This window comes from Curtobacterium sp. AB7 (assembly GCF_044909335.1).
Lineage (GTDB): Bacteria > Actinomycetota > Actinomycetes > Actinomycetales > Microbacteriaceae > Curtobacterium.
The window spans coordinates 22,471-47,001 of sequence record NZ_JBIYED010000013.1; the positions used below are offsets into that span (position 1 = coordinate 22,471).

At 70.8% G+C, this 24,531-nt stretch carries 24 protein-coding genes and 1 tRNA gene; 6 read left to right on the top strand and 19 right to left on the bottom strand.

The genetic code is table 11. The annotated features are described in order from the left end of the window. Positions 1–12: 12 nt before the first annotated feature. Positions 13–987 (bottom strand): ABC transporter permease, encoded by a 975-nt coding sequence (locus tag ABH929_RS17540; RefSeq protein ID WP_404562135.1) that lies wholly within the window; start codon positions 985–987, stop codon positions 13–15. Beyond that, positions 984–2,303 (bottom strand): glycine betaine/L-proline ABC transporter ATP-binding protein, encoded by a 1,320-nt coding sequence (locus ABH929_RS17545; protein WP_404562136.1) that lies wholly within the window; start codon positions 2,301–2,303, stop codon positions 984–986. The genes ABH929_RS17540 and ABH929_RS17545 overlap by 4 nt, the downstream gene beginning before the upstream one ends. Before the next feature lie 431 nt (positions 2,304–2,734). Here ABH929_RS17545 and ABH929_RS17550 point away from each other — a divergent pair, with 431 nt between their 5' ends. Beyond that, positions 2,735–4,297, top strand: a complete 1,563-nt coding sequence (locus ABH929_RS17550) for an amino acid permease (protein WP_205462656.1) — start codon at positions 2,735–2,737, stop codon at positions 4,295–4,297. Positions 4,298–4,367: 70 nt separating this feature from the next. Then, on the top strand, positions 4,368–4,685 hold the full coding sequence (locus tag ABH929_RS17555; protein ID WP_404562138.1) for a hypothetical protein: 318 nt from the start codon (positions 4,368–4,370) through the stop codon (positions 4,683–4,685). A gap of 19 nt (positions 4,686–4,704) precedes the next feature. On the opposite strand, the gene ABH929_RS17560 is transcribed toward ABH929_RS17555, so the two are convergent. The 8 genes from ABH929_RS17560 to ABH929_RS17595 form a co-directional block, all read right to left on the bottom strand. Further along, positions 4,705–5,544, bottom strand: a complete 840-nt coding sequence (locus ABH929_RS17560; protein WP_404562139.1) for a VOC family protein — start codon at positions 5,542–5,544, stop codon at positions 4,705–4,707. Between the two features lie 108 nt (positions 5,545–5,652). Next, complete coding sequence (locus tag ABH929_RS17565; protein ID WP_404562140.1) at positions 5,653–6,297, bottom strand: PepSY domain-containing protein; 645 nt, start codon at positions 6,295–6,297, stop codon at positions 5,653–5,655. A 48-nt stretch (positions 6,298–6,345) separates the two neighbouring features. After that, positions 6,346–7,662: a sensor histidine kinase gene (locus ABH929_RS17570; protein WP_404562141.1), complete on the bottom strand. Its 1,317-nt coding sequence runs from the start codon at positions 7,660–7,662 to the stop codon at positions 6,346–6,348. A gap of 34 nt (positions 7,663–7,696) precedes the next feature. Next, positions 7,697–8,374 carry a response regulator transcription factor gene (locus tag ABH929_RS17575; RefSeq protein WP_263090962.1) on the bottom strand — a complete coding sequence of 226 codons (678 nt, stop codon included), beginning with the start codon at positions 8,372–8,374 and terminating at the stop codon, positions 7,697–7,699. Positions 8,375–8,435: 61 nt separating this feature from the next. Then, complete coding sequence (locus ABH929_RS17580; protein ID WP_111085956.1) at positions 8,436–8,648, bottom strand: SCO4848 family membrane protein; 213 nt, start codon at positions 8,646–8,648, stop codon at positions 8,436–8,438. Between the two features lie 140 nt (positions 8,649–8,788). Continuing rightward, the gene (locus tag ABH929_RS17585; RefSeq protein ID WP_404562142.1) at positions 8,789–9,715 is read right to left on the bottom strand and encodes a hypothetical protein; all 927 of its coding nucleotides are present in this window, start codon (positions 9,713–9,715) and stop codon (positions 8,789–8,791) included. Further along, on the bottom strand, positions 9,712–10,173 hold the full coding sequence (locus ABH929_RS17590; RefSeq protein WP_111085958.1) for an ImmA/IrrE family metallo-endopeptidase: 462 nt from the start codon (positions 10,171–10,173) through the stop codon (positions 9,712–9,714). The genes ABH929_RS17585 and ABH929_RS17590 overlap by 4 nt, the downstream gene beginning before the upstream one ends. Next, positions 10,170–10,610, bottom strand: a complete 441-nt coding sequence (locus ABH929_RS17595) for a hypothetical protein (RefSeq protein WP_205462663.1) — start codon at positions 10,608–10,610, stop codon at positions 10,170–10,172. The genes ABH929_RS17590 and ABH929_RS17595 overlap by 4 nt, the downstream gene beginning before the upstream one ends. 76 nt (positions 10,611–10,686) lie before the next feature. Here ABH929_RS17595 and ABH929_RS17600 point away from each other — a divergent pair, with 76 nt between their 5' ends. Continuing rightward, positions 10,687–11,337, top strand: coding sequence for a YigZ family protein (locus ABH929_RS17600; protein ID WP_276583032.1), 651 nt, complete (start codon positions 10,687–10,689; stop codon positions 11,335–11,337). A 103-nt stretch (positions 11,338–11,440) separates the two neighbouring features. Here ABH929_RS17600 and ABH929_RS17605 read toward each other — a convergent pair. Then, positions 11,441–11,516 (bottom strand) — tRNA-Lys (locus tag ABH929_RS17605). Positions 11,517–11,609: 93 nt separating this feature from the next. Between ABH929_RS17605 and bcp the strand changes: the two genes are divergently transcribed. After that, positions 11,610–12,080, top strand: a complete 471-nt coding sequence (gene bcp / locus ABH929_RS17610) for a thioredoxin-dependent thiol peroxidase (protein ID WP_404562143.1) — start codon at positions 11,610–11,612, stop codon at positions 12,078–12,080. A gap of 74 nt (positions 12,081–12,154) precedes the next feature. Here the strand turns inward: bcp and ABH929_RS17615 are convergent, their stop codons facing one another. Further along, positions 12,155–12,577 carry a hypothetical protein gene (locus ABH929_RS17615; RefSeq protein ID WP_131881465.1) on the bottom strand — a complete coding sequence of 141 codons (423 nt, stop codon included), beginning with the start codon at positions 12,575–12,577 and terminating at the stop codon, positions 12,155–12,157. Positions 12,578–12,837: 260 nt separating this feature from the next. Between ABH929_RS17615 and ABH929_RS17620 the strand changes: the two genes are divergently transcribed. Further along, positions 12,838–13,086: a WhiB family transcriptional regulator gene (locus ABH929_RS17620; protein WP_017888820.1), complete on the top strand. Its 249-nt coding sequence runs from the start codon at positions 12,838–12,840 to the stop codon at positions 13,084–13,086. Between the two features lie 374 nt (positions 13,087–13,460). On the opposite strand, the gene ABH929_RS17625 is transcribed toward ABH929_RS17620, so the two are convergent. Continuing rightward, complete coding sequence (locus ABH929_RS17625) at positions 13,461–14,960, bottom strand: sensor histidine kinase (protein WP_263090977.1); 1,500 nt, start codon at positions 14,958–14,960, stop codon at positions 13,461–13,463. A 118-nt stretch (positions 14,961–15,078) separates the two neighbouring features. Here ABH929_RS17625 and ABH929_RS17630 point away from each other — a divergent pair, with 118 nt between their 5' ends. Then, positions 15,079–15,519 carry an Rv3235 family protein gene (locus tag ABH929_RS17630; protein ID WP_404562145.1) on the top strand — a complete coding sequence of 147 codons (441 nt, stop codon included), beginning with the start codon at positions 15,079–15,081 and terminating at the stop codon, positions 15,517–15,519. 143 nt (positions 15,520–15,662) lie between these two features. Here ABH929_RS17630 and secA read toward each other — a convergent pair whose 3' ends face one another. The 6 genes from secA to mtrA form a co-directional block, all read right to left on the bottom strand. After that, positions 15,663–18,443 (bottom strand): preprotein translocase subunit SecA, encoded by a 2,781-nt coding sequence (secA, locus tag ABH929_RS17635; protein ID WP_205462665.1) that lies wholly within the window; start codon positions 18,441–18,443, stop codon positions 15,663–15,665. Between the two features lie 170 nt (positions 18,444–18,613). Further along, on the bottom strand, positions 18,614–19,315 hold the full coding sequence (gene hpf / locus ABH929_RS17640; protein WP_263090980.1) for a ribosome hibernation-promoting factor, HPF/YfiA family: 702 nt from the start codon (positions 19,313–19,315) through the stop codon (positions 18,614–18,616). A gap of 160 nt (positions 19,316–19,475) precedes the next feature. Then, the gene (locus ABH929_RS17645) at positions 19,476–20,174 is read right to left on the bottom strand and encodes a ComF family protein (protein ID WP_263090982.1); all 699 of its coding nucleotides are present in this window, start codon (positions 20,172–20,174) and stop codon (positions 19,476–19,478) included. Between the two features lie 100 nt (positions 20,175–20,274). Then, complete coding sequence (locus ABH929_RS17650) at positions 20,275–21,969, bottom strand: GerMN domain-containing protein (protein ID WP_263090983.1); 1,695 nt, start codon at positions 21,967–21,969, stop codon at positions 20,275–20,277. After that, a complete protein-coding gene (mtrB, locus tag ABH929_RS17655; protein WP_243692441.1) occupies positions 21,969–23,690 on the bottom strand; it encodes an MtrAB system histidine kinase MtrB in 1,722 nt (573 codons plus the stop codon). Before mtrB ends, ABH929_RS17650 begins: the two co-directional genes overlap by 1 nt. A gap of 5 nt (positions 23,691–23,695) precedes the next feature. After that, positions 23,696–24,370: an MtrAB system response regulator MtrA gene (mtrA, locus tag ABH929_RS17660; protein WP_123292246.1), complete on the bottom strand. Its 675-nt coding sequence runs from the start codon at positions 24,368–24,370 to the stop codon at positions 23,696–23,698. Positions 24,371–24,531 lie beyond the last annotated feature (161 nt).

The window sequence follows — 24,531 nt, forward strand, 5'->3', positions numbered from 1 at the left end:
TCTGTTCCTTCCTCACGCGTCGACGGTCTGACGGTCGCTGACCGCTTCGGTGGTGGCGGCGGTCTGGGCGGTCGCCGCGTTCGGCGTCGCGGTCACGGTGGGCTTCCGCCCGCGCTTCCACGGCCGGGAGGCACCACTCGCGTCGCCGCCGAGCGCTGCGGTCAGGCGGTCCAGCAGGATCGCCAGGACCACGACCGACAGGCCGGCTTCGGCGCCGAGCCCGACGTCGATGCGGTTCAGCGAGGCGACGATCTGCTCGCCGAGGCCGCCGGCGCCGACCATGCCGGCGATGACGACCATCGACAGCGACAGCATGATGACCTGGTTGACGCCGGCCATGATGCTGGCCTTCGCCAACGGAAGCTGGATCTGGCGGAGGATGCGCCACGGGCTGGAGCCGAACGCTGCACCGGCCTCGACGACCTCACTCGGGACCCCGCGGATGCCGAGCTCGGTGAGCCGGACCCCGGGGGCCATCGCGAAGACGATCGTCGCGACGATGCCGGGGACGACGCCGACGCGGAACAGCAGCAGCGCCGGGATCAGGTAGACGAACGCCGGGGTCGTCTGCATGAAGTCCAGGACCGGGCGGATGATCCGGCTCGCGGCGTCGGACCGGGCAGCCCACACCCCGAGCGGGATGCTGAGGACCACGGCCAGGCCGGCGGCGACCACGACGAGCGCGAGGGTGTTCATCGCGTTCGTCCACTGCCCGACGCTGACGATGAACAGCAGACCGATCGCAGCGCCGAGCGCGAGCTTCCAGCCCTTCGCCAGGAACGCGAGCACGACGAGGACCGCGACGACGACCCAGAACGGCGGGGTGGACAGGAAGTACTCCATCCACGCGTCCATCCACGTGAACACGTAGCGGACGACGTCGAAGAAGCCGGACAGGTAGGTCGTGATCCAGTCGACGACCGCGGCGACCCAGGTGCCGAGGGGCAGGTGGAAGTCACCGAAGGAGTTGGTACCGGGGGTGATCATGCGTGGTCTCCTTCGGCGAGGGTCGAGTCCATGTCGGAGTCGGAGATGCGGGTGACCGGTTCGAGCACCGGGATCGGCATCGTCGCGGTCGGCACGTTGCCGAGCGCGGCCAGCAGGGTGACGCGGGGGACGACGCCGAGCAGGCGCTGCTCGTCGTCGACGACGGCGATCGGCAGGGGCGACTCGACGGCGAGCTCGAACAGGTCGGTCAGCGCCGTGTCGGGGGCGACCCGCGCGTACTCGGTGTTCACGATCGCGTCGAGGTTCGTGTCGCCGGCCTTCACCTGGCGCATCACGTGCCGGTCGCGGACCCAGCCCTCGAGCTTCCGGCCACGACCGGTGACGAAGAGCGCGGCGGTCTGCAGGTCGCGCATGGTGCGCAGTGCACCACGAGGACCCACCGTCAGCGGGACGGTGGCGCGGGCCGGCTCCATGACGCTCGCGGCGGTGAGCACGCGGGCGCGGTCGACGTCCTGCACGAACTGGGCGACGTAGTCGTTCGCCGGGTCGGTGAGGATGTCCTCCGGCGACCCGATCTGCACGATCCGGCCGTCGCGCATCACGGCGATGCGGTCGCCGAGGAACATCGCCTCGTTGAGGTCGTGCGTGATGAAGACGATCGTCTTGCCGAGCCGCTGCTGCAGGTCGACGAGCTGCTCCTGCATCTCACGGCGGATGAGCGGGTCGAGCGCGCTGAACGCCTCGTCCATGAGCAGGACGTCGGTCTCGGCGGCGAGCGCACGGGCGATGCCGACGCGCTGCTGCATGCCACCCGACAGCTCGTCGGGCTTCGCGTCCGCCCAGACGTCCAGGCCGACCAGGTCGATGACCTCCCGGGCCTTCGCGAGCCGCGTCGTCTTGTCGACACCGTTCACCTCGAGGCCGTACGCGACGTTCTCGAGCACGGTGCGGTGCGGCAGCAGGGCGAAGTGCTGGAACACCATCGACACACTGGACCGGCGGATGTCGCGGATCCCCTTCGGCGTCGCGCCGGTGACCGTGCGTCCGCCGATCTCGACGCTGCCGGCGGTGGGCTCGAGCAGGCCGTTGAGCATCCGGATGAGGGTCGACTTGCCGGAGCCGGACAGCCCCATGACGACGAAGATCTCGCCGGGTCGCACGTCGAAGGACGCGTCGATGACCGCGGCGGAACCCTGCTCGCGGACCTCGTCGCGGGTGGCACCGGCGGCGAGACGGCGGACGGCCTCGGCGGGTCGGCGGCCGAACACCTTGTAGACGTCGCGGACGCTGACCGCCGGCGACGTGGTGGGGTCCGGCGACGGGGTGTGCCGGCTCTGGGGTGGTGCGATGGACAACTGGGCTCCTCGCGTCGCCACGGCGGACGGAGCGCACGTGCGGCGACGGTGTGGTTGCGAACGGGTCGTCCGGGACGGTGCGCGCGGCCACGTCGAGCCCGCGCAACGGCGCAGGGCGAGCGATCACGCACGCGGGGACCACGCTCGGGGCGGTCCCGGTCCGGCCGACCGTACGGCTGCGGCGCTGCTGGCCGCGGACGCGTTCTGGTCGTCGTGCCCCCGGCCGTCGGGCCTGTGGGGACGTTCAAACCTAACGGTCTCCTGTCCCCCGATCACAATCGACGTCCGCCGGAATCCCGGCACCGCTGTACCCCGTCGTCGGCGTGTCGCCCACGTACATGGGGATCGCGATCGTGACCGTCCTGTTACAGATCAGCTCGTTCGGAGGTTTGTGTGCCGCCCCGGTTCCGTGCGCATGTAGGTTGGCGCGCATGACAGCGCAGAACGACACGGGCGTGAACCGTGCTCCGGCGAACGACTTCTCGCACGAGCAAGAGGGCTACCAGCACGGTCTGAAGCCCCGGCAGCTGCAGATGATCGCGATCGGTGGGGCCATCGGCACCGGACTCTTCCTCGGTGCGGGTGGACGACTCCACACCGCGGGCCCCGCGCTCGCGCTGACCTACCTGATCTGCGGCATCTTCGCGTTCTTCATCCTGCGCGCCCTCGGCGAGCTCGTGCTGCACCGTCCGTCGTCGGGGTCGTTCATCTCCTACGCGCGTGAGTTCTACGGCGAGAAGTTCGCCTACGCCGCCGGCTGGATGTACTTCCTGAACTGGGCGATGACCTCGATCGTCGACACCACCGCCGTCGCGATCTACCTGCAGTACTGGTCCGCGTTCACCGCCGCACCGCAATGGCTCCTCGCGTTGATCGCCCTGATCGTCGTGCTCGCCGCCAACATGGTCGCGGTCAAGGTGTTCGGCGAACTCGAGTTCTGGTTCGCGCTCATCAAGGTCGCCGCTCTCGTCGCGTTCCTCGTCGTCGCGATCATCTGGCTCGTCTTCGCGTTCCCGGTCGAGGCCGGCGGCGAAGCCGTCCGCACGGGCTTCTCGATCTGGGGCGACAACGGCGGGCTCTTCCCGAACGGGCTGCTCCCCGCGGTCATCGTGATCCAGGGTGTCGTCTTCGCCTACGCGGCGATCGAGCTCGTCGGCACCGCGTCCGGTGAGACGCAGAACACCGAGAAGGTCATCCCCCGCGCGATCAACTCGGTCGTGTTCCGCATCGCCGTCTTCTACGTCGGGTCGATCATCCTGCTCTCCCTGCTCCTGCCGTACACGGCGTACAAGGAGGGTGAGAGCCCGTTCGTGACGTTCTTCTCGTCGCTCGGCAACCCGCAGGTCGGGTCGATCGTGGGCGGCATCATGAACTTCGTCGTGCTCACGGCCGCGCTGTCGTCGCTCAACGCCGGTCTGTACTCGACCGGTCGCGCCCTGCACTCGATGGGCATGAACGGTTCGGCACCGAAGTGGACCACCAAGATGTCGAAGGGCGGTGTGCCGTACGCCGGCATCCTGCTCACCGCCGGCTTCACCGTCGCCGGCGTGGTCCTGAACTACTTCGTGCCGAGCCAGGCGTTCGAGATCGCGCTGAACATCGCGAGCCTCGGCATCATCACGGCGTGGGGCACGATCATCCTCTGCCAGATGCGGCTCCGATCGTGGGCGAAGCAGGGACTGGCGAAGGAGCCGTCCTTCAAGCTGCCGGGGGCCCCGGTGACCGCGTGGCTCACCCTGGCGTTCCTGGCGTCGGTCATCGTGCTGATGGCGATCGACTACCCCGTCGGCACCTACACGATCGCGTCCCTCGTCATCGTGATCCCGCTGCTCGTCGTCGGCTGGTTCCTGCAGCGCGACCGCATCCTGCGCATCGCGTCGCTCCGACAGGGCGTCACCGGCCCGTACCCGATCGGCGTCCGTGACCCGGCGAACCAGGTCCGTCGCGACGGCGAGGACGGCAACGAGCACAAGGGGTCCGACGACACCGTCTGATCTGTCCCCGGAGCGCAGCACGTCGCGCGCCGAGTGCAGTGGGTCCGGCACCCGTCGGTACGATCGGCGGGTGCCGGACCGCTCTGTCTCCCCTGCGTCTGTTCCACCCACCCTCGATCTCCAGCTGAGCTGGCGAGGCGCGTACGGACGCCTGCGGGTGTTCCCCGACCACCTCGAGGCCGAGACCGACTACGAGCGCGAGGCGCGGGTCTCCGTGCCGATGGACGCGGTCTCGGGTTGGTGCCTCGGACCGTGCGACGAGGACGCCGTCTGCGTCGAGTTCGTCACGGAGCAGGAGACCTTCCGCGTGCTGCTCGACACCTCGGACGAGCAGCTCGCCGCGCTGGCGATCCAGAAGGTTCTCGGACCACCGATCACCACCGGCTGACGGTCCGCGGGCGCTGCGCTCAGGCGTCGCCCTCCGGGGCGAACTGCGTGACGCGGAACGTGGCGCCCTGCGGGTCCCGCAGCTCGGCCGCACGCGTCCACGGGCCCTGCCAGGTGCCGAGCACGGTCCCCCCGAGCTCCTCGACCCGTGCGGCGGCGTCGTCACGATCCGCCACGCTGAACGACACGTGCCAGTCGTCCGGCCCGTCGTCGAGTCGGGCGAGGGCGCCGATGACGTCCGCGAAGCCCTCCGGTGCCCCAATCTGCCGTTCGCGGATGTCGGGGTCGGAGGTGGCCGCGAGGTGGTCCCCGTAGCCGGGCAGCCGGACCATGGCGCTCGGGCCCTCCTCGATGCCGGAGACACGCCAGCCGAACAGCTGCTCGTAGAACGAGATCGACTGCTCCTGCTCGGTCGAGCGGAGGTCGCTGAAGACCCAGCCGCCGGGGGCGTTGATGTGCTGCGACCCGAGCCGGTCGCGCGCCTGCCAGAGCCCGAACGCCGCACCGCGCGGATCGACGCAGTCGACGCTGCGGCCCGCGGACCCACCCGGCCCGGCGTCCTCCGCTGGAGCGGCGGTGCCACCGAGCTCGACGACCCGAGCGGCCACCGCGTCGGCGTCGTCCACGGCGATGTACGTCGTCCACGACGACGGCTCGTCACCCGAGGCGATCGCACCGACCTCTCGTCCGTCGATGCTCACGATCCGGTACGAGCCGGCGGCACCGGGCGGCAGGCGCTCCTCGAAGTCCCAGCCGAACAGACCGCCGTAGAACGCCTGGGCGGCGTCCGGGTCCGGGTGTCGTCCGTCGATCCAGCTCGGCACGCCCTGCGGGTAGGTGCGAGGGGTCCGGTCCGTCATGGTGTCTCCCGAGGTCGCCGACGCCCAGGTCGAATGCCCCAGGTCTACCGCTGACCGCCGACGTCGGCCGGGTCGGTCGTCGGGCCGGTCGCCGGCCCGGTCGCCGGGTCAGTCGTCGGTGTCGACCTGGTCGGTGACGACGTTGCCCGAGCCGGCGTCGATCCGGACGCTGTGCTTGGTGCCGGATCCGTCGACGACGTCGCCCTCCCAGACCACCTTGCCGAGGTGGTCGTCGAGACCGAGCTCGGTGATCGAACCGGCGTGCAGGTCCTCGAAGGCGCTGACGGCCTTGCTGACGTCGAGGTCGGCCGCTGCGACGAACCGGTCGTGCTCGGCACGGTCGTCGGCGTCGGCGGTCTCGGTCTGCGGGGTACCGGTCACCCCGGTGCCGGCGGCGTCGGTGTGCACCTCGTGCTCGGTGCCGTCCTTCGTCACGACGAGGACCTCGTACGCGCTGCCGCGCTGCTCCTGCTCGACCGAGATGACGGTGCCGGAGCCAACGCTCCCCCGTGCGGTCGCGACGGCGGCCAGCAAGGCGTCGTTCGACGTGGCCGAGGCGGCGGTCGCGGACGCGCCACCCGACGTGCCGGTGGTGGCGCCCGTCGCGGCCGATTCCTTCGAGGACGCCGCCGTCGAGTCGGACGAGCCGTTGGTGGAGCAGCCGGTGAGGGCGAGCGCGGCCACGACCGGCAGGGCAGCGAGGGCGGCGATGCGGCGGGCTGAGGGCTTCTGGAGCTGGGTGCTGAAGGTCATGGGACGAGCATGTCGGCGGGGTGCTGAAGCAGACCTGAAGCCGCCTGTTCAGCCGCCGAGTGCGATGCGCACGACGAACCGCGCCCCGCCGAGCGGTGAGTCCGCCACCGTCGCCTCGCCGCCGTGCGCCCGGACGGCGTCCCGCACGATCGCCAGACCGAGGCCGGCACCTCCGGCGTCGCGGCTGCGGGCCTCGTCGAGCCGGACGAACCGCTCGAACACCCGGTCACGCTCGGCCGCCGGGATCCCGGAGCCGTCGTCGTCGACGGTCAGCACCGCGGCGCCGTCCTGCTCGACGAGGGCCACCGCGACGCGCGACGTGGCGTGCCGGACGGCGTTGTCGACGAGGTTCCGGACGACGCCGGTGAGCAGCCGTTCGTCGCCGAGCACGCGTGCGGCGGAGATCCCGGAACCGTCGACCCGGATCGCACGGTCGCCGGTCGCGCCACCCGGCACCCGCGCCCGCGCCCGCGCGACGGCGTCGAGTACGAGGTCGTCGAGGTCCACGGGACGACGGACACCCGTGCCGCCCTCGTCGAGCCGTGACAGCTCGAGCAGCCCGGTGACGAGGTCCTGCAGGCGCACGGCCTCGGATCGCACGACGTCGGAGAACTCGGCGACGTCGGTCCGATCCGGGTACGCGACGGCGACGTCGGCGTGCTGCCGGAGGGACGCGATCGGCGACCGCAGCTCGTGCGAGGCGTCGGACACGAACTGCCGCTGACCCGCCGCGGATCGGTCGAGCCGATCGAGCATGGCGTTCATGGTGGTCGCGAGCCGGGCGATCTCGTCGCCGGTGTCCGGCACGACCACGCGGGCATCGGGCTGCGCGGCACGGATCGTCTCGACCTCGGTGCGCATCCGTTCCACCGGCCGCAACGACCGCCCGGTCACGGACCAGGTCACGATCCCGAGCACGAGGACGAGCACCGGCACCCCGACGGCGAGGAGCACCACGGCGGTCCGGATCGCGGTGTCGGTCTGCTCGAGGGAGACGCCGTACACCAGGGTCGCCTCACCCCCACCGGGCAGGTCGACGTCGTCGGCGACGAGCAGCCAGCGTTCGCCGTCGTGCGACCACCGGGACTCGTCGGCGGTCGGCAGGGCCGGCGCGTCGGCGTCCTCACCGTGTGCGAGGACCGAGCCACCGTCACCGACCACCTGCACGAGGACGTCCTCGTAGTCGGTCACCGCACCGGCACCGTCGGACTCGACCCGCGACGACACCTGTTCGAGTCCGGCCTCGGCGGACGTTCGCACCCCGTCGAGCAGCACCAGGCGGAGCACCACGACGAACCCCACGGCACCGACGACCAGGGCAGCGAGCACGACCAGGCCGGCGCCGAGCGTGGTCCGCGCGCGCACGGACCGGAAGCGGCGCGTGCGCCGCGCCCCCCGGTCAGCCACCGTCGGCCGCCAGCCGGTAGCCCGCTCCGCGGACGGTCTCGAGCGACGTCCGTCCGAACGGCCGGTCGAGCTTGCGCCGGAGGTGCCCGACGTACACCTCGACGATGTTCGGGTCGCCCTCGAAGTCGACGTCCCAGACGTTCTCGATCACCTCGCGCTTCGAGCACACCTGCCCCGAACGCCTCGCGAGGTACTCGAGCACCGCGAACTCCCGGCTCGTCAGGTCGACGGGGGTCCCCGCACGCGTCACCGTCCGTGCAGCCGGGTCGACGACCAGGTCGCCGAGGGTCAGTACCACCGGACGCTCCCGCGCACCCCGGCGGACGAGCGCGCGCAGCCGGGCGACGAGGACCGGGTGCGAGAAGGGCTTCGTGACGTAGTCGTCGGCGCCGGCGTCGAGGGCCTCGACCTGATCCCACTCGCCGTCCTTGGCGGTGAGCATGAGCACCGGCGTCCAGTCCTGGTCGGCACGGAGCTGGGCGCAGACCGCCCATCCGCTCATCCCCGGCATCATCAGGTCGAGGACGATCGCGTCGTAGCCGAACTCGCGGGCGTGCCACAGACCGTCGACGCCGTCGTGGGCGACGTCGACCGCCCACCCCTCGGCCTCGAGGCCGCGACGGACGCCGTCGGCGAGCCGCACCTCGTCATCGACCACCAGGACACGCATGGCGACGATCCTGCCGTGCCGCCCTGAAGCAGCGCTGAAGCGACGCCCGACGGCGAACGGCTCAGACCAGCAGCAGGATCCCGGCGACGACCGCGGCCACGGCGATGGCGAGCGCGATGAGCAGCAGCACGAGGTGCACCGTGTAGAACGTCGTCGGCTTGCCCGCGGCGTCCCGAGCGCGGGTGTCCTTCGCGACGCGCTGGAAGAAGCGCGGCCAGGTGACGACGTTGAAGACGGCACCGATGAACAGGACGACTGCGGCGAAGACGAGCACCGTCCGAGTCTAGACAACGCGTGTCGGTGGTGCTCGGCCGCCCCCAACGCGGCCGAGTCCCACCGACGAGCCACAGGATCTGTAGCACTTGCTACAAACCCTACACGGGCGTCGGGAGACCGTCGAGCCACCCGTTCGGGCTACGCGGAGTCGAGCGCTGATTCGGCCTCGGCGAGGACGGCTCGCTCGGCATCGGTCAACGGCGTGCGCGTCCGCCGGAGCCCGTCGTTGACCTCGACGATCGCGCGGCTCAACCGCGTGGCGGGGTCATCGGTCGACGGGTAGGCGTTGTCGGCACCGATCCGCGCGTGCAGCGGCGCGAGACGTCGCAGCGCCGCGTCGACCCGCCGCGTGCGCCGACGTCGCGAGACCCGGTGTCCGACGACGAGCAGCAGCATCCCCGTCGAGACGCAGATCACGGCGCCGGGCGTCGTGACGTCGTACGGCAGCGCGAGGGCGCGCATCCGGTCGAGGTCTCCCAGGACGTGCGCCAGGTCCATGACCACGACGACGACCATCCGGACGACCCCCAGCACGCCGCCGAGCACCAGCACCCACAGCCCGACCAGGTCCGTCGTCGTCCGGGCCTCGCGCAGGCGGAGGACGCAGATGAGGCCCGTCGCGCCGAGCGCCACCCCGAGGTACACGGTCTGTGCGATCGAGTAGACGGTCGCGGCCGGGTGCGATCCGGCATCGAGCATGAACGTCGTCGTGGTCGCGGGCTTGTCCAGCACCGCGAAGGCGACCACCACCACGACCACCACCGCGGCGCACGACACCACGATCGTGTTTCGGAGCCACGGCCGCGCAGCGCCGACCGCCTTCGCAACACCCCAGAGCAGCGTGCTCGTGCCGGCGACCATCAGGCAGTCGCTGACCACGGTGACCACGTTGGAGCCGCCGAGCAACGGGTCGAGCCACCGGTACAGCGGATCGACGTTCGTGACGATGGTGCCGGCGAAGAGCAGGAAGGTCACCGCCAGGGTCCGGTCCTGCCCGCGTTGCAGGACGAAGAGCGCGATCGTCCCGGCGATGAGCAGCACCGCCTGGACGACGGCGACGATCACCCGAAGACCCCGCGGAAGGCGCTCGGGCGGCCGCGGTGCCGCCGGATGAGCGTCGCGAGCGCGTCGGCGAAGACCTCGGCCTCGTGCTCGTACGCGTTCGAGAACATCCCCCGCGCCAGCGCCCGCTCGACCTTGTACTCGGGCAGGTCCGGGATGACGTCGCGGATGTAGGCCGACTGCGGCGCATGCTCCTGGTGCCGGTGCAGGACGTGTCCGAGCTCGTGGCCGATGACGAACGCCCGGAAGGTCGGCGACGCGGTCGGCGAGATCATGATCAGGTGGGCGTGCTCGAGCGTCGCGACGAAGCCGCACACGGGCTCCGTCGCCAGGAACGCCTCTTCGCGGACGACGATGGGCTTGTCCACGACGACCGCCGCGGCGGCGACGGCCTGATCGACGTCGGACCACCCCTCGACCGCACCGCGTGCCCAGAAGGACTCGAGCAGCGGGTCGGTCACGCCACGCTCCCGCGCTGTGACTCCTCCTCGAGCACCTCGGCGATGCGCCGCAGCGCCTCGGGTGAGAGCTCGCCGGGGAACGTGCGTGCAGCGAACCCGCTCACGCGGGCGGAGCGCAGGGAGCGGACGAGGGCGAGCTGGGCGCCGATGCGCTCGGGGACGTCGCTGTCCTCGAGCAGGAAGCGCTCGTCGACCTCGAAGTACCCGGCGAGGAGCCGCAGGAGCTCGGTGTCGCGGTTGCGTCGGCCGTCGCCCGAGAGCATGTAGGTCCACTTCGCCCGCGAGAGCGAACCGCCGCGGGCGGCGACGTACTCCTCGATCGAGGCGAACGGCACCGGGGCACCACGCTGGGACTCCTCGAAGTCGAGGAGCAGGTTGATGCGCCGTGCGAGTTCGGCGGCGTCCAGGACTCCGCCCCTCGGATCACCGGTCTCCATGTCGGACTCCTCCCCAGCCGTGCGTGCACGACATCGTAGCGCGGCGGACACGGTGCACGCCGTTAGCCTCGTGGGCATGGCCCGCAGCTTCCCCGCCACGATCGCCGACCCGGTCCAGCACGAGATCGTCATCACGAAGTCGCGGTTCATCACCACGGTCGCGCCCGTGTCGGACGTCGCGGACGCCGAGCGGGTCGTCGCCGAGGTGAAGCGCCGCCACTGGGACGCCCGGCACAACTGCACCGCGATGGTCACCGGCACGCTCGGCGACCAGGCCCGGTCGTCGGACGACGGCGAACCATCGGGCACGGCGGGCGTGCCGATGCTCGAGGTGCTCCGACGCCGCGACCTCACCGACGTGGTCGCCGTCGTGACGCGCTACTTCGGCGGCGTGAAGCTCGGCGCCGGCGGACTCGTCCGCGCCTACTCGACCTCGGTCTCCGAAGCCCTCGACACCGCCGCGCTCGTCCGGCGCGAAGCGCTCACGCAGGTCCGCTTCGACGCCCCGCACGCCGAGGCCGGCCGGCTCGACAACGTCCTGCGCGACTGGGTCCGGCACCACCACGCGACCCTCGGTGCGACGACGTACGGACGCGCGGCGACGTTCGAGGTCTGGGTGCCGGCCGATGCGCTCGCGACCCTGACCGCCGACCTCGCAGCGGCCTCCGCCGGCGCCGTCGACCTCGTGGTCGGCGTGGAACGGATCGTCGACGTCGCCGCCGACTGAATTCGACCGCCGGAAGCACCTCGGGCGTGTCTCGCTGGGAACTCGTGCACACCCCCGGAACGCACGAAGGCCCCGACTCGATGAGTCGGGGCCTTCGTGGTTGTGGTGCACCCCCTCGGACTTGAACCGAGAACCCACTGATTAAGAGTCAGTTGCTCTGCCAATTGAGCTAGAGGTGCATGTTCCGGCTTCCGTGCCGCAACGGGAATCAACAATAGCATGGGTTCTGCGCGCTCACGACCACTCGTGGGCACGGAACGAACAGGAGCACCATGACCGACCGTCTCGCCGCCGGCGACACCGCCCCCGACTTCACGCTGCCGGACCAGGACGGCGTCGAACACTCGCTCGCCGCACTGCAGGGCAAGAAGGTCATCGTGTACTTCTACCCGGCCGCGTCCACCCCCGGCTGCACCACCGAGGCCTGCGACTTCCGCGACAACATGTCGTCGCTGCAGGCAGCCGGCTACGAGGTGCTCGGCGTCTCGAAGGACGAACAGGCGAAACTCAAGACCTTCCAGCACGAGCAGGCACTCACGTTCCCGCTGCTGAGCGACCCCGACCTGGCGGTGCACAAGGCCTACGCCGCGTGGGGTGAGAAGAACAACTACGGCAAGATCGTGACCGGCACGATCCGCTCCACCATCGTGGTCGACGAGGACGGCAGCGTGCAGCTGCCGCTCTACAACGTCAAGGCGACCGGACACGTGGCGAGCCTGCGGAAAAAGCTCGGCCTGGTCTGAGGACCGGCCCACAAGGCGGACGGGAGGCCCGTGGCGGCGTCGCCACGGGCCTCCCGTCCGTCTTTCGGTCGCGTCTACTCGGCCGGACGCGCGAGGGCGGCCGTCACCGACCGCGACAGCACGAACGTGATGCCGAGCAGTGCGGGGATCAGCAGGACCCAGCCCACCGCCGGCTCACGGAAGACACCCTGGAACGCGCCGATCGCGATCGCCCCCTGCAGGACCTGCCAGACGATGATCCCCGAGCGCACCCAGGCGCGCCGCTTCCACAGGCCGTTCAGGAGCGCACCGAGCCAGAGCGCCGCGACGGCCGACAGGATCGTCAGCGCGATCCCGGAGGCCAGGCTCGACGCCGGCGCGACGATCAGCTCGACGACCAGGACGACCGTGACCACGACGAGCGCCGCGAACTCGAGGCCGACCACCACCAGCAGGCCGATCAGCGCGCGTGAGCGTCGCTCAGGACGGTCGACCGCGGTCGGGTCGTCATCGTGCACAGTGATCCTCCAGCATCGGAACCCTTGATTTGCCCCTACCAGTATGGAACGATATTCGAGGTCGTTTGGACGGCACGATGTGGTGTGCGTCTCCCGTGGTTCGTCGCTCCTCCCCCGAGCGTCACGCGGGCGTCAGACTCGCTTCCAGCGGACTCCTCCCCACAGTTGTCCCCTCATGCCTCATGCATGGTCAGCGTTCCGATCCCCCGAACCCCGGCCCCGGCCTGCCGTTCGAGCATCGACATCAAGGAGCACCACACATGGACTGGCGTGACAAGGCAGCTTGCCTCACCGCGGACCCCGAGCTCTTCTTCCCCGTCGGGAACACCGGGCCCGCCGTCGATCAGATCGAGAAGGCCAAGTCGGTCTGTGCGCGCTGCACGGTCACCGAGATGTGCCTGCAGTACGCACTCGAGAACAACCAGGACTCCGGTGTCTGGGGTGGCCTCAGCGAGGACGAGCGTCGTGCGCTGAAGCGTCGCGCCGCCCGCGCCCGCCGCGCTTCCTGACCCGGGCCGGTCCCCGCAGGACACACCGACGCCCGTCGTCCCTCCGGGGGCGGCGGGCGTCGTCGTGCGCGTGGGCGGCAGCCGCTGCGCGGGGCGGGGCGGGGCGGCACGCCGTGCGCTGGTCCTCGGGGTTCCACAACATGCCGCGCGCCGACCGTCGAGGTTCCCCAACTCGCGCGATCGCACGCCGAGATGCGCAGATCTCGGAACCTCACGAGCGGGCGCGAAGGCGGGTGCCTCGGAGAAGCGGGGTGCCCATGCGCGCCCCCGCAGGGGCATTGCGCCCCGAAGAGCCGGGGCGCAATGCCCGTGAGCGGGCGCGAACCCGACGCGCAACTCCCGCGGGCACGGCACGGCACGGCGCGGCGCGCGGGCTAGGCCGGGGCAGTCAGCCAGCGGAACGGGATGGTGATCGTCACCTCGGTGCCGCTGCCGGTCAGGGTGTGCCAGTCGATCGTGCCGCCGAGCTCGCCCTGGATGAGCGTGCGGACGATCTGGGTGCCGAGACCCGAGCCGACCTTCCCCTCGGGCAGACCCACGCCGTTGTCGCGGACCTCGATCTCCAGGTGGTCGTCGAACCGGCGGGCGACGATCTCGACCTCACCGTCGCGGCCGTCCAACCCGTGCTCGACGGCGTTCGTGACGAGCTCGGTGAGCCCGAGTGCGAGCGGCGTGGCAGCCTCGGACGGCAGCACCCCGAACTCGCCGGTCTTCTTCGGGTGCACGGTCGTGTTGTGCGACGCGGCGACCTCGGTGACGAGCTTGAGCACCGAGTCGAAGACGTCGTCGAAGTCGACCGTCTGGCTCAGGCCGCTCGACAGCGTGTCGTGCACGACCGCGATGGCTGCCACCCGGCGCATGGCGTTCTGCAGCGAGGTCCGTGCCTCGTCGGAGTGCGTGCGACGAGCCTGGATGCGCAGCAACGACGCCACCGTCTGCAGGTTGTTCTTGACGCGGTGGTGGATCTCGCGGATCGTCGCGTCCTTGGTGATGAGCTCGCGCTCCTGGTGCCGGAGCTCCGACACGTCGCGGCAGAGCACGATCGCACCGATGCGGTCACCGTGATCGCGGAGCGGGATCGACCGCAGCGACACCGTCACGCCCTTCGACTCGATGTCGGCCCGCCACGGAGCGCGACCGGTGACGACCAGGGGCAGTGACTCGTCGACGTCGAGCTGCGCACCGATGAGCTCGGTGGTGACCTCGGCGAGGGACTTCCGCTCGAGCTCCCCCTCGAAGCCCATGCGGTTGAAGGCGCTCAGGCCGTTCGGACTGGCGAAGGTGACGATGCCGGCGGTGTCGAGGCGCAACAGGCCGTCACTGGCGCGCGGGGCGCCGCGGCGCGGACCGGCCGGGGCGCCGAGGTCCGGGAAGTCGCCCGTCGCGATCATGCCGAACAGGTCGTTCGCACTCGCGGTGAAGTTCAGTTCCTGACGGCTCGGCGTCCGCATCTCGTCCTGGTTGGAGTGCCGCGTGACGACGGCGATCGGCCGCTCGGTGGTCTCCGCGGTCTTGGCGCTGAGGCGCCGCAGCACCGGGATCGCACGGACCCGGGTGGGGGTGTCCTCGTACCAGTCGGGCTCGGCGGAGTCGACGACACGGGACCCGGCGAAGCTCTCGGTCACCTGGCCGCGCCACTCCTCGCGGATCTCCTGCCCGACGATGTCGCGGTAGAACAGCGTGGCCGCGGAGCTCGGACGGGCGTGTGCCACGGCGACGAACGAGCCGTCCTCGGCGGTGGGCACCCACAGGACCATGTCAGCGAAGGACAGGTCGGCGAGGAGCTGCCAGTCCCCCACGAGCAGGTGGAGCCACTCCACGTCGGCTTCGGAGGAACGGCCTTGCGCGAGGACGAGGTCACTGAGGGTCGACACCCAGCCAGTCTAGGTGCGCCGACTTGTGGAGAACGTCGTCCTCTCCACAGCATCAGCGCCTTCGTATTTCTCATGTTGCACGCCCCATACGCTCGCTCCAGCAACGGAAGGGGCAGGGGTGGCGGAGCAGGCACGCCGGATCGACCACACGACGACGACGGCGCACTCGCCGCCGCTCACGATCGTCGAACCAGAGCCGGTCGAAGAACCGGCGAACGATCCACCGGACCCGGCGGACACCGCACGCGCCCTGGGACTGTGCGTCGCCGAGGTCCTGACCGGGGCCCGCGAGGTCGACAGCATCGCCCGCTGGATCACCGACGACGTCCACCGACACCTGCAACAACGTGCAGCCGTGGCCGCGCACGCCCGATCGGTGCGCCGACGGCCACGGAGCCGCCCGGTGCTGCAGGTCGGCAGCGTGCTCGTCTGTCGGCCCGCCGATGGCGTCGCCGAGGCGACCGTCGTCGTCCACACGCGCTCTCACGCACGCGCCGTGGCGATGCGGTTGGAGACGCGGGACGGCAGGTGGCGGGCGACCGCGATCGGCGTCCTGTAGGTGCCCGACGCGGACGGGAGGCCCGTGGCGACGTGGCCACGGGCCTCCCGTCCGTCGGTCGGCGCGCTTGGTGAGCAGCAATGGTCGGGTCCCGAGGCGGGACCCGACCATTGCTGCTCACGATGCGCTGTCGCGCACGCGGACTACTTCTTCGACGCCTGACGACGCTCGGCACGGTTGCCGGCCGCGGCGGCCTGGCCGGAGGCCGTGGCCGCGTTGCCGAACGCGGAGCCCTGCTCAGGCTCGGCAGCAGCTTCGGCCTCGGCCTGGGCCTGCTGCGCGCGCGCCGTGGCGGCCTGCTCGAGGCGGCCCTTCTCGTCGCGCACCTCGACCTCACCATCGATCGACGGTGCCGAGTACTCGAGGCCGGAGACCTCGTCCTCGCCGAGACCCTTGGCCTCGATGACGGCGTTCTCGCCGTCGGACTGCACCTGGACCTCGAGGTTGAACAGGTAGCCGACCGACTCCTCGCGGATCTGGCCCATCATCGTCTGGAACAGCGCGTAGCCCTCGCGCTGGTACTCGACGAGCGGGTCACGCTGCGCCATCGCGCGGAGGCCGATGCCGTCCTTGAGGTAATCCATCTCGTACAGGTGGTCGCGCCAGCGGCGGTCGATCACCGACAGGACGACACGACGCTCGAGCTCGCGCATCGCCTCGTCGCCGAGGAGCTCCTCACGCGTGGAGTACGCCAGCTTGGCGTCGGAGAGGATCTCACGGCCGAGGAACTCACGCGACGCCTTGCCCTTCGAGCCGGCCTCGGTGATGACCTCGTCGATGGAAATCGAGATCGGGTAGAGCGTGCCGAGCTCGGTCCACATGGCGTCGAGGTCCCAGTCGTCCGGCGAGCCCTCACCGGTGTGGGTGTCGATCACGTCGTCGATGACCGCCTTGAGGAACGACTGCGCGCGGTCGTGCAGGTCGTCGCCCTCGAGGATGTGGCGGCGGTCGCTGTAGATCGCCTCGCGCTGCCGGTTCAGGACGTCGTCGTACTTCAGGACGTTCTTGCGGATCTCGGCGTTCCGGCCCTCGACCTGCGCCTGGGCGGAACGGATCGCGCGACCGACGAGCTTGTTCTCGATGGCCAGGTCGTCCGGCACGTTCGAGCGACCCATGAGGCTCTCGGCGGCACCGGAGTTGAACAGGCGCATCAGGTCGTCGGTGAGCGACAGGTAGAACCGGCTCTCGCCCGGGTCACCCTGACGACCGGAACGACCGCGCAGCTGGTTGTCGATGCGGCGCGACTCGTGGCGCTCGGTGCCGAGGACGTAGAGCCCACCGGCCTCGCGGACCTTGTCGCCCTCGACCTCGACCTCGGCCTTGACACGGGCGAAGACCTCGTCCCACTCGGCTTCGTACTCGTCCGGGGTCTCGGTCGGGGACAGGCCCTTGGCGTGCATCTCCTGCACCGCGAGGAACTCGGAGTTGCCGCCGAGCATGATGTCGGTGCCTCGGCCGGCCATGTTCGTCGCGACGGTGACGGCACCGAGGCGACCGGCCTGGGCGACGATCGCGGCTTCACGCGCGTGGTTCTTCGCGTTGAGGACCTCGTGCTTCACGCCCTTCTTGGCGAGGAGCTTCGACAGGTACTCGGACTTCTCGACGCTCGTGGTGCCGACGAGGACGGGCTGACCCTGCTCGTGGCGCTCGGCGATGTCCTCGGCGACCTGCTCGAACTTCGACTTCTCGTTCTTGTAGACCAGGTCGGTCTGGTCGATGCGCTGCATCGGCTTGTTCGTCGGGATCGGGACCACGCCGAGCTTGTAGGTCGACATGAACTCGGCCGCTTCGGTCTCAGCGGTACCGGTCATGCCGGAGAGCTTCTGGTACAGCCGGAAGTAGTTCTGCAGCGTGACCGTGGCGAGGGTCTGGTTCTCCGCCTTGACCTCGACGTTCTCCTTCGCCTCGATCGCCTGGTGGATGCCCTCGTTGTAGCGACGGCCCATCAGGATGCGGCCGGTGTGCTCGTCGACGATGAGCACCTCGCCGTTCATCACGACGTAGTCCTTGTCGCGCTTGAAGAGGGCGACGGCCTTGATGGAGTTGTTGAGGAACGAGATGAGCGGGGTGTTCGCCGACTCGTACAGGTTGTCGATGCCGAGGTAGTCCTCGACCTTCTCGATGCCGGGCTCGAGCACGCCGACGGTGCGCTTCTTCTCGTCGACCTCGTAGTCCTCGCCCGGGGTCAGGCGCTTGGCGATCGAGGCGAACTCCGTGAACCACCGGTTGGCCTCGCCCGAGGACGGGCCGGAGATGATGAGCGGCGTGCGCGCCTCGTCGATGAGGATCGAGTCGACCTCGTCGACGACGGCGAAGAAGTGGCCGCGCTGCACCATGTCGGAGGCCTGCCACGCCATGTTGTCGCGCAGGTAGTCGAAGCCGAACTCGTTGTTCGTGCCGTAGGTGATGTCCGCCGCGTACTGCTCGCGGCGCTCGGCAGGCGTCTGGTTCGCGATGATGCAGCCGGTCGTCATGCCGAGGGCGCGGAAGACCCGACCCATGATCTCGGACTGGTACGACGCCAGGTAGTCGTTGACCGTGATGACGTGCACGCCGCGCGACGGGATCGCGTTGAGGTAGGCCGCCGTGGTCGCGACGAGGGTCTTGCCCTCACCGGTCTTCATCTCGGCGATGTTGCCGAGGTGCAGGGCCGCCCCGCCCATGAGCTGCACGTCGAAGTGCCGCATGCCGAGGGTGCGCTTCGCTGCCTCCCGCACGGCGGCGAACGCCTCGGGGAGCAGGTCGTCGAGGGTCTCGCCGTTGGCGTACCGCTCGCGCAGCTCCTTCGTCTCGTCCTGGAGTTCCTCGTCGGTGAGGCTCGAGAAGTCGTCCTCGAGGTCGTTGATCGCCGAGGCGTACGCCTTCAGCCGGCGGACGGTGCGTCCTTCGCCGATGCGGAGGACCTTCTCCAGCACGTTTGCCACGTGAGCTCCTTACGGGGTCGTCGTGCGCGACCTGCGCGCCCGATCGACCAGTCATGCTAGCAACCCCCCGGTGCCGAGCGCTGTGAGGGCCGTCGGTGTGGGGGCAGCGGTGTGCGCGGCCCGCGAACGGACCGCGCACACCGGGTCGGACGTAGTCCGGAGCGATCGCGTCAGGCGAGCGCGGCGGTCGGCTCGGCGTCCGCCGCGGCCGTGACTCCGGTCTGGTCGTCGATGCCGATCACCCCGTAGTCCCAGCCCTTGCGTCGGTAGACGACGCTCGGGCGGCGGGTCTCGGCGTCCACGAACAGGTAGAAGTCGTGGCCGACGAGTTCCATGAAGTACAGGGCGTCGTCGACGGTCATCGGGGCGGCCTCGAAGACCTTGTGCCGGATGACCACGGGGCTGTAGACCTCGTCGTCCTCGTCCTCCGGTGCGTCGGCGTCGACGACCGGGACCGCGCCGGTGGCGACGTCCTCGATGAGTCGGCCGTCGGCGGGGACCACCCCCATGCCGTCGAAGCCACTGCCGGCTGCCTCGGCCACCGAAGTCGGGCGGTGACGACCGTGGTGCACCTTGCGCCGGTCACGAGCACGACGCAGCCGTTCCATGATGCGGGCGAAGGCGAGGTCGAAGGCCGCGTACTTGTCGGACGCGGCGGACTCCGCCCGCACGAGGGGCCCCGGACCGATGAGCGTCAGCTCGATGCGGTCCTCGCCCTGGCTGCCGCCGGACTTCTCGTGGTGGCGGCTGATGCGCACCTCGAAGGCGAGCGCACGGTCAGCGAGCACGTCGATCTTCTCGGACTTCTGTTCGACGTAGGTGCGGAATCGGTCGGTGACCCCGACGTTCCGGCCTGTGATCGTCACGTCCATGTCGCGGCTCCCATCGAGCTTCGGCGCGTCGCCTCCATCCGGCGAACCCGAACGCCTTGCCGCGAGGCTAGACCCGCCGCAGCTCCGACGTCACGGTGCGTCGGCGAGTCCGCAGGACACCCACCGGACGCACAGCGGTCACCCGGTGTTCATCGATCCGTCAGTCCTCGACGCTCGCGACGGCCACGCACCGGACGACCCGGCCGCCCGCGGCGCGGACCGCCCGCACCCCCTCGGCCATCGTGACGCCCGTCGTCACGACGTCGTCCACGAGCACCACGTCCCGTCCGTCGACCCCGCACGCCCGCAGCGTGCCGACGGTCGCGGCGACCCGCTCGATCGCCGTCCGCTCCTTCTGGCCCGGTCCACCGCTCGCCGCCCCGCCCTGGACCAGCACCCGCCGGAGCCGCCCGGTGCCGCGGACGCCACCGCGGGCGAGCAGCAGCACCACGGGGTCGAACCCCCGGCGCCGTGCCCCCGCGCGCGACGGCGGGACCCGCAGCACGACGGTGCCGACGGGCGCCTCGGCGAGCGCGGCACGCACGAGCGAGCCGAAGCGGGCGGCGATCGGCCGAGCGACGTCCACCCGGCCGCGGAGCTTCAGCTCGAGCAGCAGGGTGCGGACGAGTCCCTCGTACTCGAAGGCGGCGTCGAGCCGCACGCCCGCGACGAGTCGGACCCGACGCGGGCGTGCGGCCAGGGCGGCACGGCAGGTCCGGCAGAGCGCACGGTCGGGGCGTCCGCAGCCCAGGCACTCCACCGGCAGGACCAGACCGAGCACCGCGAGCGCCGCGTCACGCCACGGCGTGAGGGGGCCCGCGGTGGGCGGGTCCTCGGTGGGCGGGTCCTCGGTACGCATGCGACGAGTGTGATGGCGACCGGACGGCGGGCGTGGGCCGACGGAGCGGACGGTGGGCGGGCCTCCCGGCCGGTGTGGGTGTGGAGGGGTGACCGCGCCGTCAGCGCTGGACGCCGAGCACGTCCGCGGTCACGCCGGTGGTGTCCCAGCCGCCGCCGGTGGACTGCAGCACCGACCCGCTCGACATCCGGAGCAGCAGTGCGCCGCCGCTCCCACCGCTGATCGAGGTCGCGCGGCCGTCGGGCTTCGGCAGGGTGCTCGACTGCCCGCCGATGGTGGTCCGGACGACGTTCGGCCCGGCCGTGGTCTGCCCGACCGACGCCACGTCGGTGTCGCTCACCCACGTCGCCCCGACCGCGTCGCCGGTGGCCGCCTGCACGCGGACGGCTGCGCCGAACGACGTCGGGGACCGGTCGGACCCGCGGATGATCGCCATCACGTACAGGCCGGGACCGTCGGCGGTCTGGATCAGGGCGAGTGCCCGGGTCGAGTCGCGGGACACCTGGAACGACACGAGGTCGCCGCGCGGCAACGACGTCGCGACCTGGTGCGGGTCGCCGCCGAGGCCGTAGGCGGTGATCCGGCGGGTGTCCGACGACTGGCCGACCCAGACGAACCCGAGGTCGTCGATCGCGGGGGCGACCAGGTCCGCGCGGGCGTCGACGCGCAGGTGATCGTCGCCGCGGACGACGACGGCACCGTCGCGGTTGCCGACGGCGGCCGTGGTGCCGGAGGCGGAGAGCGAGATCGAGGTCGGGTCGAGGCCGGCCACGGTGTCACCGACGCCGCCGCCGAGCTTCGAGACCTTGCCGGTGCCCGAGGCCGCGTAGCCGACCACACCGTCCTCGTCGACGAGGGGGCGGGGGTCGACGTCCGGGTTCTGCTGCGCGTTCGCCCCGCTCGAGTCGGGCACGGACAGGCTCGCACCCTCGATGGTCATCGACACCGACGAGATGGTGGCGACCGAGGCGAGCGACTTGCTCAGCTGCTCGCGCATCCGGACGCGGTCGACGGTACTGGCGCGCAGGGCGTCGCTGGACAGGTCGACGAGTGCCGTGCCGCTGTCGATGGTGACCGCGTTCAGGGAGAGCTGGGTGCCCTCGGGGAACGACGAGACCACGGCGCCCTTCAGCCAGTCGGCGGGACCGGCCATCAGGGCGCTGGCGATGCGGGTGCTGGTGGACGAGCGGGCGAGGAACCATCGCTCGTCGGGCACGAGGAACCGGAACGTCGGGTCGTAGAAGTACAGGGCGTGCTGCTGGAAGACGGAGTCGAAGCTCACCGGGGACAGGATGATGCCGTCCGGGGCGTAGGCGATGCGCCACTCGCCGTCCTCGCGGGTGAACTGAAACGTCAGCGTGGACGAGGTCGGGCGGACCGCCTGGGTGTACTCCCCCTCGGAGTCGACCGTCGCACTCGCGGTGAGCGTGTACGTCAGCTCGCGGTCGTCGGCGCGCTCGACGGTGCCGCTGCCGTCGCGGATCGTGACGCCCTGCCGCGGGTTCCACTGCTGCGAGAAGTCCGAGGCGAGGAACTGGCGGGCGATGGCGTAGTTGTCCTGCGCACCGGTGGCCGCCGCGATGAACCCGCGCAGGATCGCCGTCTGGTCGGAGCCCGTGATCGGCTTGTCCGGCCGGAAGTCGACGCCGGAGAGCGACTCGTCCTTGATCGTCTGCCCGGTGCGGACCGCACCGTCGACGGGGATGGCGGCGCAGGCGGTGATCGCCAGCACACTGACCGCCGCCAGTGCCGCGGCGACGACGTGCCGGAAGCGGGGACGGAGACTGGGGCGCATCAGGACTCCTCTCGCACGGCGCGGGGGCCGTCGTACGACTCGTCGAGCTCGGGCAGTGGGATCGCCGACGTCGCGGCGGTGACCTGTTCGTTGCGCGGCAGGGTGAGCACGAAGGTCGACCCCTGACCGGGACGCGACCACACGTCGATCCGACCGCCGTGCAGCTTCGCGTCGCCCAGGCTGATCGCGAGACCGAGGCCGGTGCCGCCGATGGTGCGCTTGCGGCTCGGGTCGGCACGCCAGAACCGGTCGAACACCCGTGCTGCGTCCTCCGGCGGCATGCCGACGCCCTGGTCGCGCACCGCGATGGCGACCGTGCGGGCGTCGCTGTCGACGACGACCTGGACGGGCTTGGCGTCACCGTGCTCGATCGCGTTGCCGACCAGGTTGCGCAGGATGCGGCGGACGCGCTTGGCGTCGAGCCGCATCGTGGTGTGGCCACCGGGTGTGGCGAGCTGCAGGTCGATGCCGGCGCGTTCGGCCAGGGGGCGGAACTCCTCGACGATGTCCGCGGCGAGCGCCGCCGGCACCGACGGCTCGGTGTCGAGCTGCACCGCCTGCGCGTCGTAGCGGGAGATCTCGAGCAGGTCGGCGAGCAGCAGCTCGAACCGCTCCACCTGGGCGTGCAGGAGCTCGGCCGAGCGCCCGACCGAGGGCTCGAACGCGTGCCGCGAGTCGAAGAGCATGTCGCCGGCGAGCCGGATGGTGGTGAGCGGCGTGCGTAGCTCGTGGGACACGTCGGACACGAAGCGCTGCTGCACGCGCGAGAGCTCGGCGAGCTGGGTGATCTGCCGGCTGACCGCCTCGGCCATGCCGTTGAAGCTCCGCGCGAGGGTCGCCAGGTCGTCCTGGCCGCGCACCGGGATGCGTTCGTCGAGGCGGCCGGCGGCGATCTTGCGGCTCGTCTCCGCCGCCTCGCGGATCGGGACGACGACCAACCGGACCACGAGTGACGTCACCAGGGCGATGAGCACCATGAGCGCGACGCCGCCGATCGAGAGCGTCTGCGACACGAAGTCGAGGGTCTGCTGGGCATCGGACAGGTCGTAGACCAGGTACAGCTCGTACTGGCCGGCGCTCGGGATCTGCAGCGTCGAGCCGACGGCCAGCCCGGGCACGCGGCGGCCGTCGTCGTCGAGCTGCACCGGCTGCAGGCTGAGCTTGCCGGTGTTCGCGCCGACCTCCTTGCGCAGGGCGTCCGTGATGACGGCGTCCGGGAAGTCCTGGCTCGCGATGGTCTGCAGCGTCTGCGGGGTGGACTGGTCCGGGCTCCGCTCGATCGCGATGCTCGTGCCGCCGGGGCTCGTCGTGTTCGACAGGATCGCCTGCTGCGCCTCGTTCTGCAGCGTCTCGAGCTCGGACTGGTTGTTGTCCTCGGCAGCGGTGGCGGCGTCGAAGATCCCCTGCGCGACGATGGTCGCGCGGGCCGACTCCGACTCGATCTGGTCGCGGCGCTGCGAGTAGACGTTCGTCGAGATGCTCACCATGACGGCCGTACCGATGATCCCGACCGCCAGTCCGGTCGTCATCACGGTGATGGCGACCGAGCGGAACATCAGGGACCGACGCCACACGTACGCGACGGGCCGCCAGCCACGACGGACCCAGCGGCGCATCCGTCGTCGGCCGCGGCCGACCACCCCGATCGACACGGTGGCCGTGCCGGGGGCGGCACCGGCTGCCGTGCCGGGAGCGGTGCCGGCGGGCGGGGCGGGCGGCACGGTGGTCAGGCTCCTCCGGCCCGGTACCCGACGCCGCGGACCGTGGTGACGGTCTTCGGGTTGTCCGGGTCGTGCTCGATCTTCGCGCGCAGGCGCTGGACGTGCACGTTCACCAGGCGGGTGTCGGCCTTGTAGTGGTAGCCCCAGACCTGCTCGAGCAGCATCTCGCGGGTGAAGACCTGGTTCGGCTTCTCGGCGAGCGCGCGGAGCAGGTCGAACTCGAGCGGGGTGAGCGCGATGACGGTGTCGCCGCGGCGGACCTCGTGCCCGGCGACGTCGACGGTCACGTCACCGACGTGCAGCACGGTGGCGTCGGTGGCGCTCGGCCGCAGCCGCGTGCGGATGCGGGCGACGAGCTCCTTCGGGTTGAACGGCTTGACGACGTAGTCGTCGGCACCGTTCTCGAGGCCGAGGACGACGTCGGCGGTGTCGCTCTTGGCGGTGAGCATGATGATCGGCGTGCCGCTCTCGGCACGGATGCGCTTGCAGACCTCGATGCCGTCGATGCCCGGGAGCATCACGTCGAGCAGGACGAGGTCCGGCTTCGTGCTGTGGAACGCGTCGACGGCGTCGTTGCCGTCAGCGCTGAACTCGGGTTCGTAGCCCTCCGAGCGGAGGACGATGCCGATCATCTCGGCGAGGGCCTGGTCGTCGTCGACGACGAGGATGCGCGGTGTCATGTGATGTGGACTCCGTGTGGCGTGCGGGTGGTGCCGGGTCGGCACGTGTCCCCACACGATAGCCGAGGCCCCGTCACGCGGCGTTTTCCGCCAGGATGGAGGTGGACCGCGCGTCGCAGCGCGGACCGACACGACGAAGGGGGCCGAGGTCATGTCCGATT

Excerpts from the sequence above, each read along its gene's own strand:
- ABH929_RS17540 (WP_404562135.1), bottom strand. The coding sequence starts at position 987 with ATGATCACCCCCGGTACCAACTCCTTCGGTGACTTCCACCTGCCCCTC.
- ABH929_RS17550 (WP_205462656.1), top strand. The coding sequence starts at position 2,735 with ATGACAGCGCAGAACGACACGGGCGTGAACCGTGCTCCGGCGAACGAC.
- ABH929_RS17560 (WP_404562139.1), bottom strand. The coding sequence starts at position 5,544 with ATGACGGACCGGACCCCTCGCACCTACCCGCAGGGCGTGCCGAGCTGG.
- ABH929_RS17565 (WP_404562140.1), bottom strand. The coding sequence starts at position 6,297 with ATGACCTTCAGCACCCAGCTCCAGAAGCCCTCAGCCCGCCGCATCGCC.
- ABH929_RS17575 (WP_263090962.1), bottom strand. The coding sequence starts at position 8,374 with ATGCGTGTCCTGGTGGTCGATGACGAGGTGCGGCTCGCCGACGGCGTC.
- ABH929_RS17595 (WP_205462663.1), bottom strand. The coding sequence starts at position 10,610 with ATGGAGACCGGTGATCCGAGGGGCGGAGTCCTGGACGCCGCCGAACTC.
- ABH929_RS17600 (WP_276583032.1), top strand. The coding sequence starts at position 10,687 with ATGGCCCGCAGCTTCCCCGCCACGATCGCCGACCCGGTCCAGCACGAG.
- bcp (WP_404562143.1), top strand. The coding sequence starts at position 11,610 with ATGACCGACCGTCTCGCCGCCGGCGACACCGCCCCCGACTTCACGCTG.
- ABH929_RS17620 (WP_017888820.1), top strand. The coding sequence starts at position 12,838 with ATGGACTGGCGTGACAAGGCAGCTTGCCTCACCGCGGACCCCGAGCTC.
- hpf (WP_263090980.1), bottom strand. The coding sequence starts at position 19,315 with ATGGACGTGACGATCACAGGCCGGAACGTCGGGGTCACCGACCGATTC.
- ABH929_RS17645 (WP_263090982.1), bottom strand. The coding sequence starts at position 20,174 with ATGCGTACCGAGGACCCGCCCACCGAGGACCCGCCCACCGCGGGCCCC.
- ABH929_RS17650 (WP_263090983.1), bottom strand. The coding sequence starts at position 21,969 with ATGCGCCCCAGTCTCCGTCCCCGCTTCCGGCACGTCGTCGCCGCGGCA.
- mtrA (WP_123292246.1), bottom strand. The coding sequence starts at position 24,370 with ATGACACCGCGCATCCTCGTCGTCGACGACGACCAGGCCCTCGCCGAG.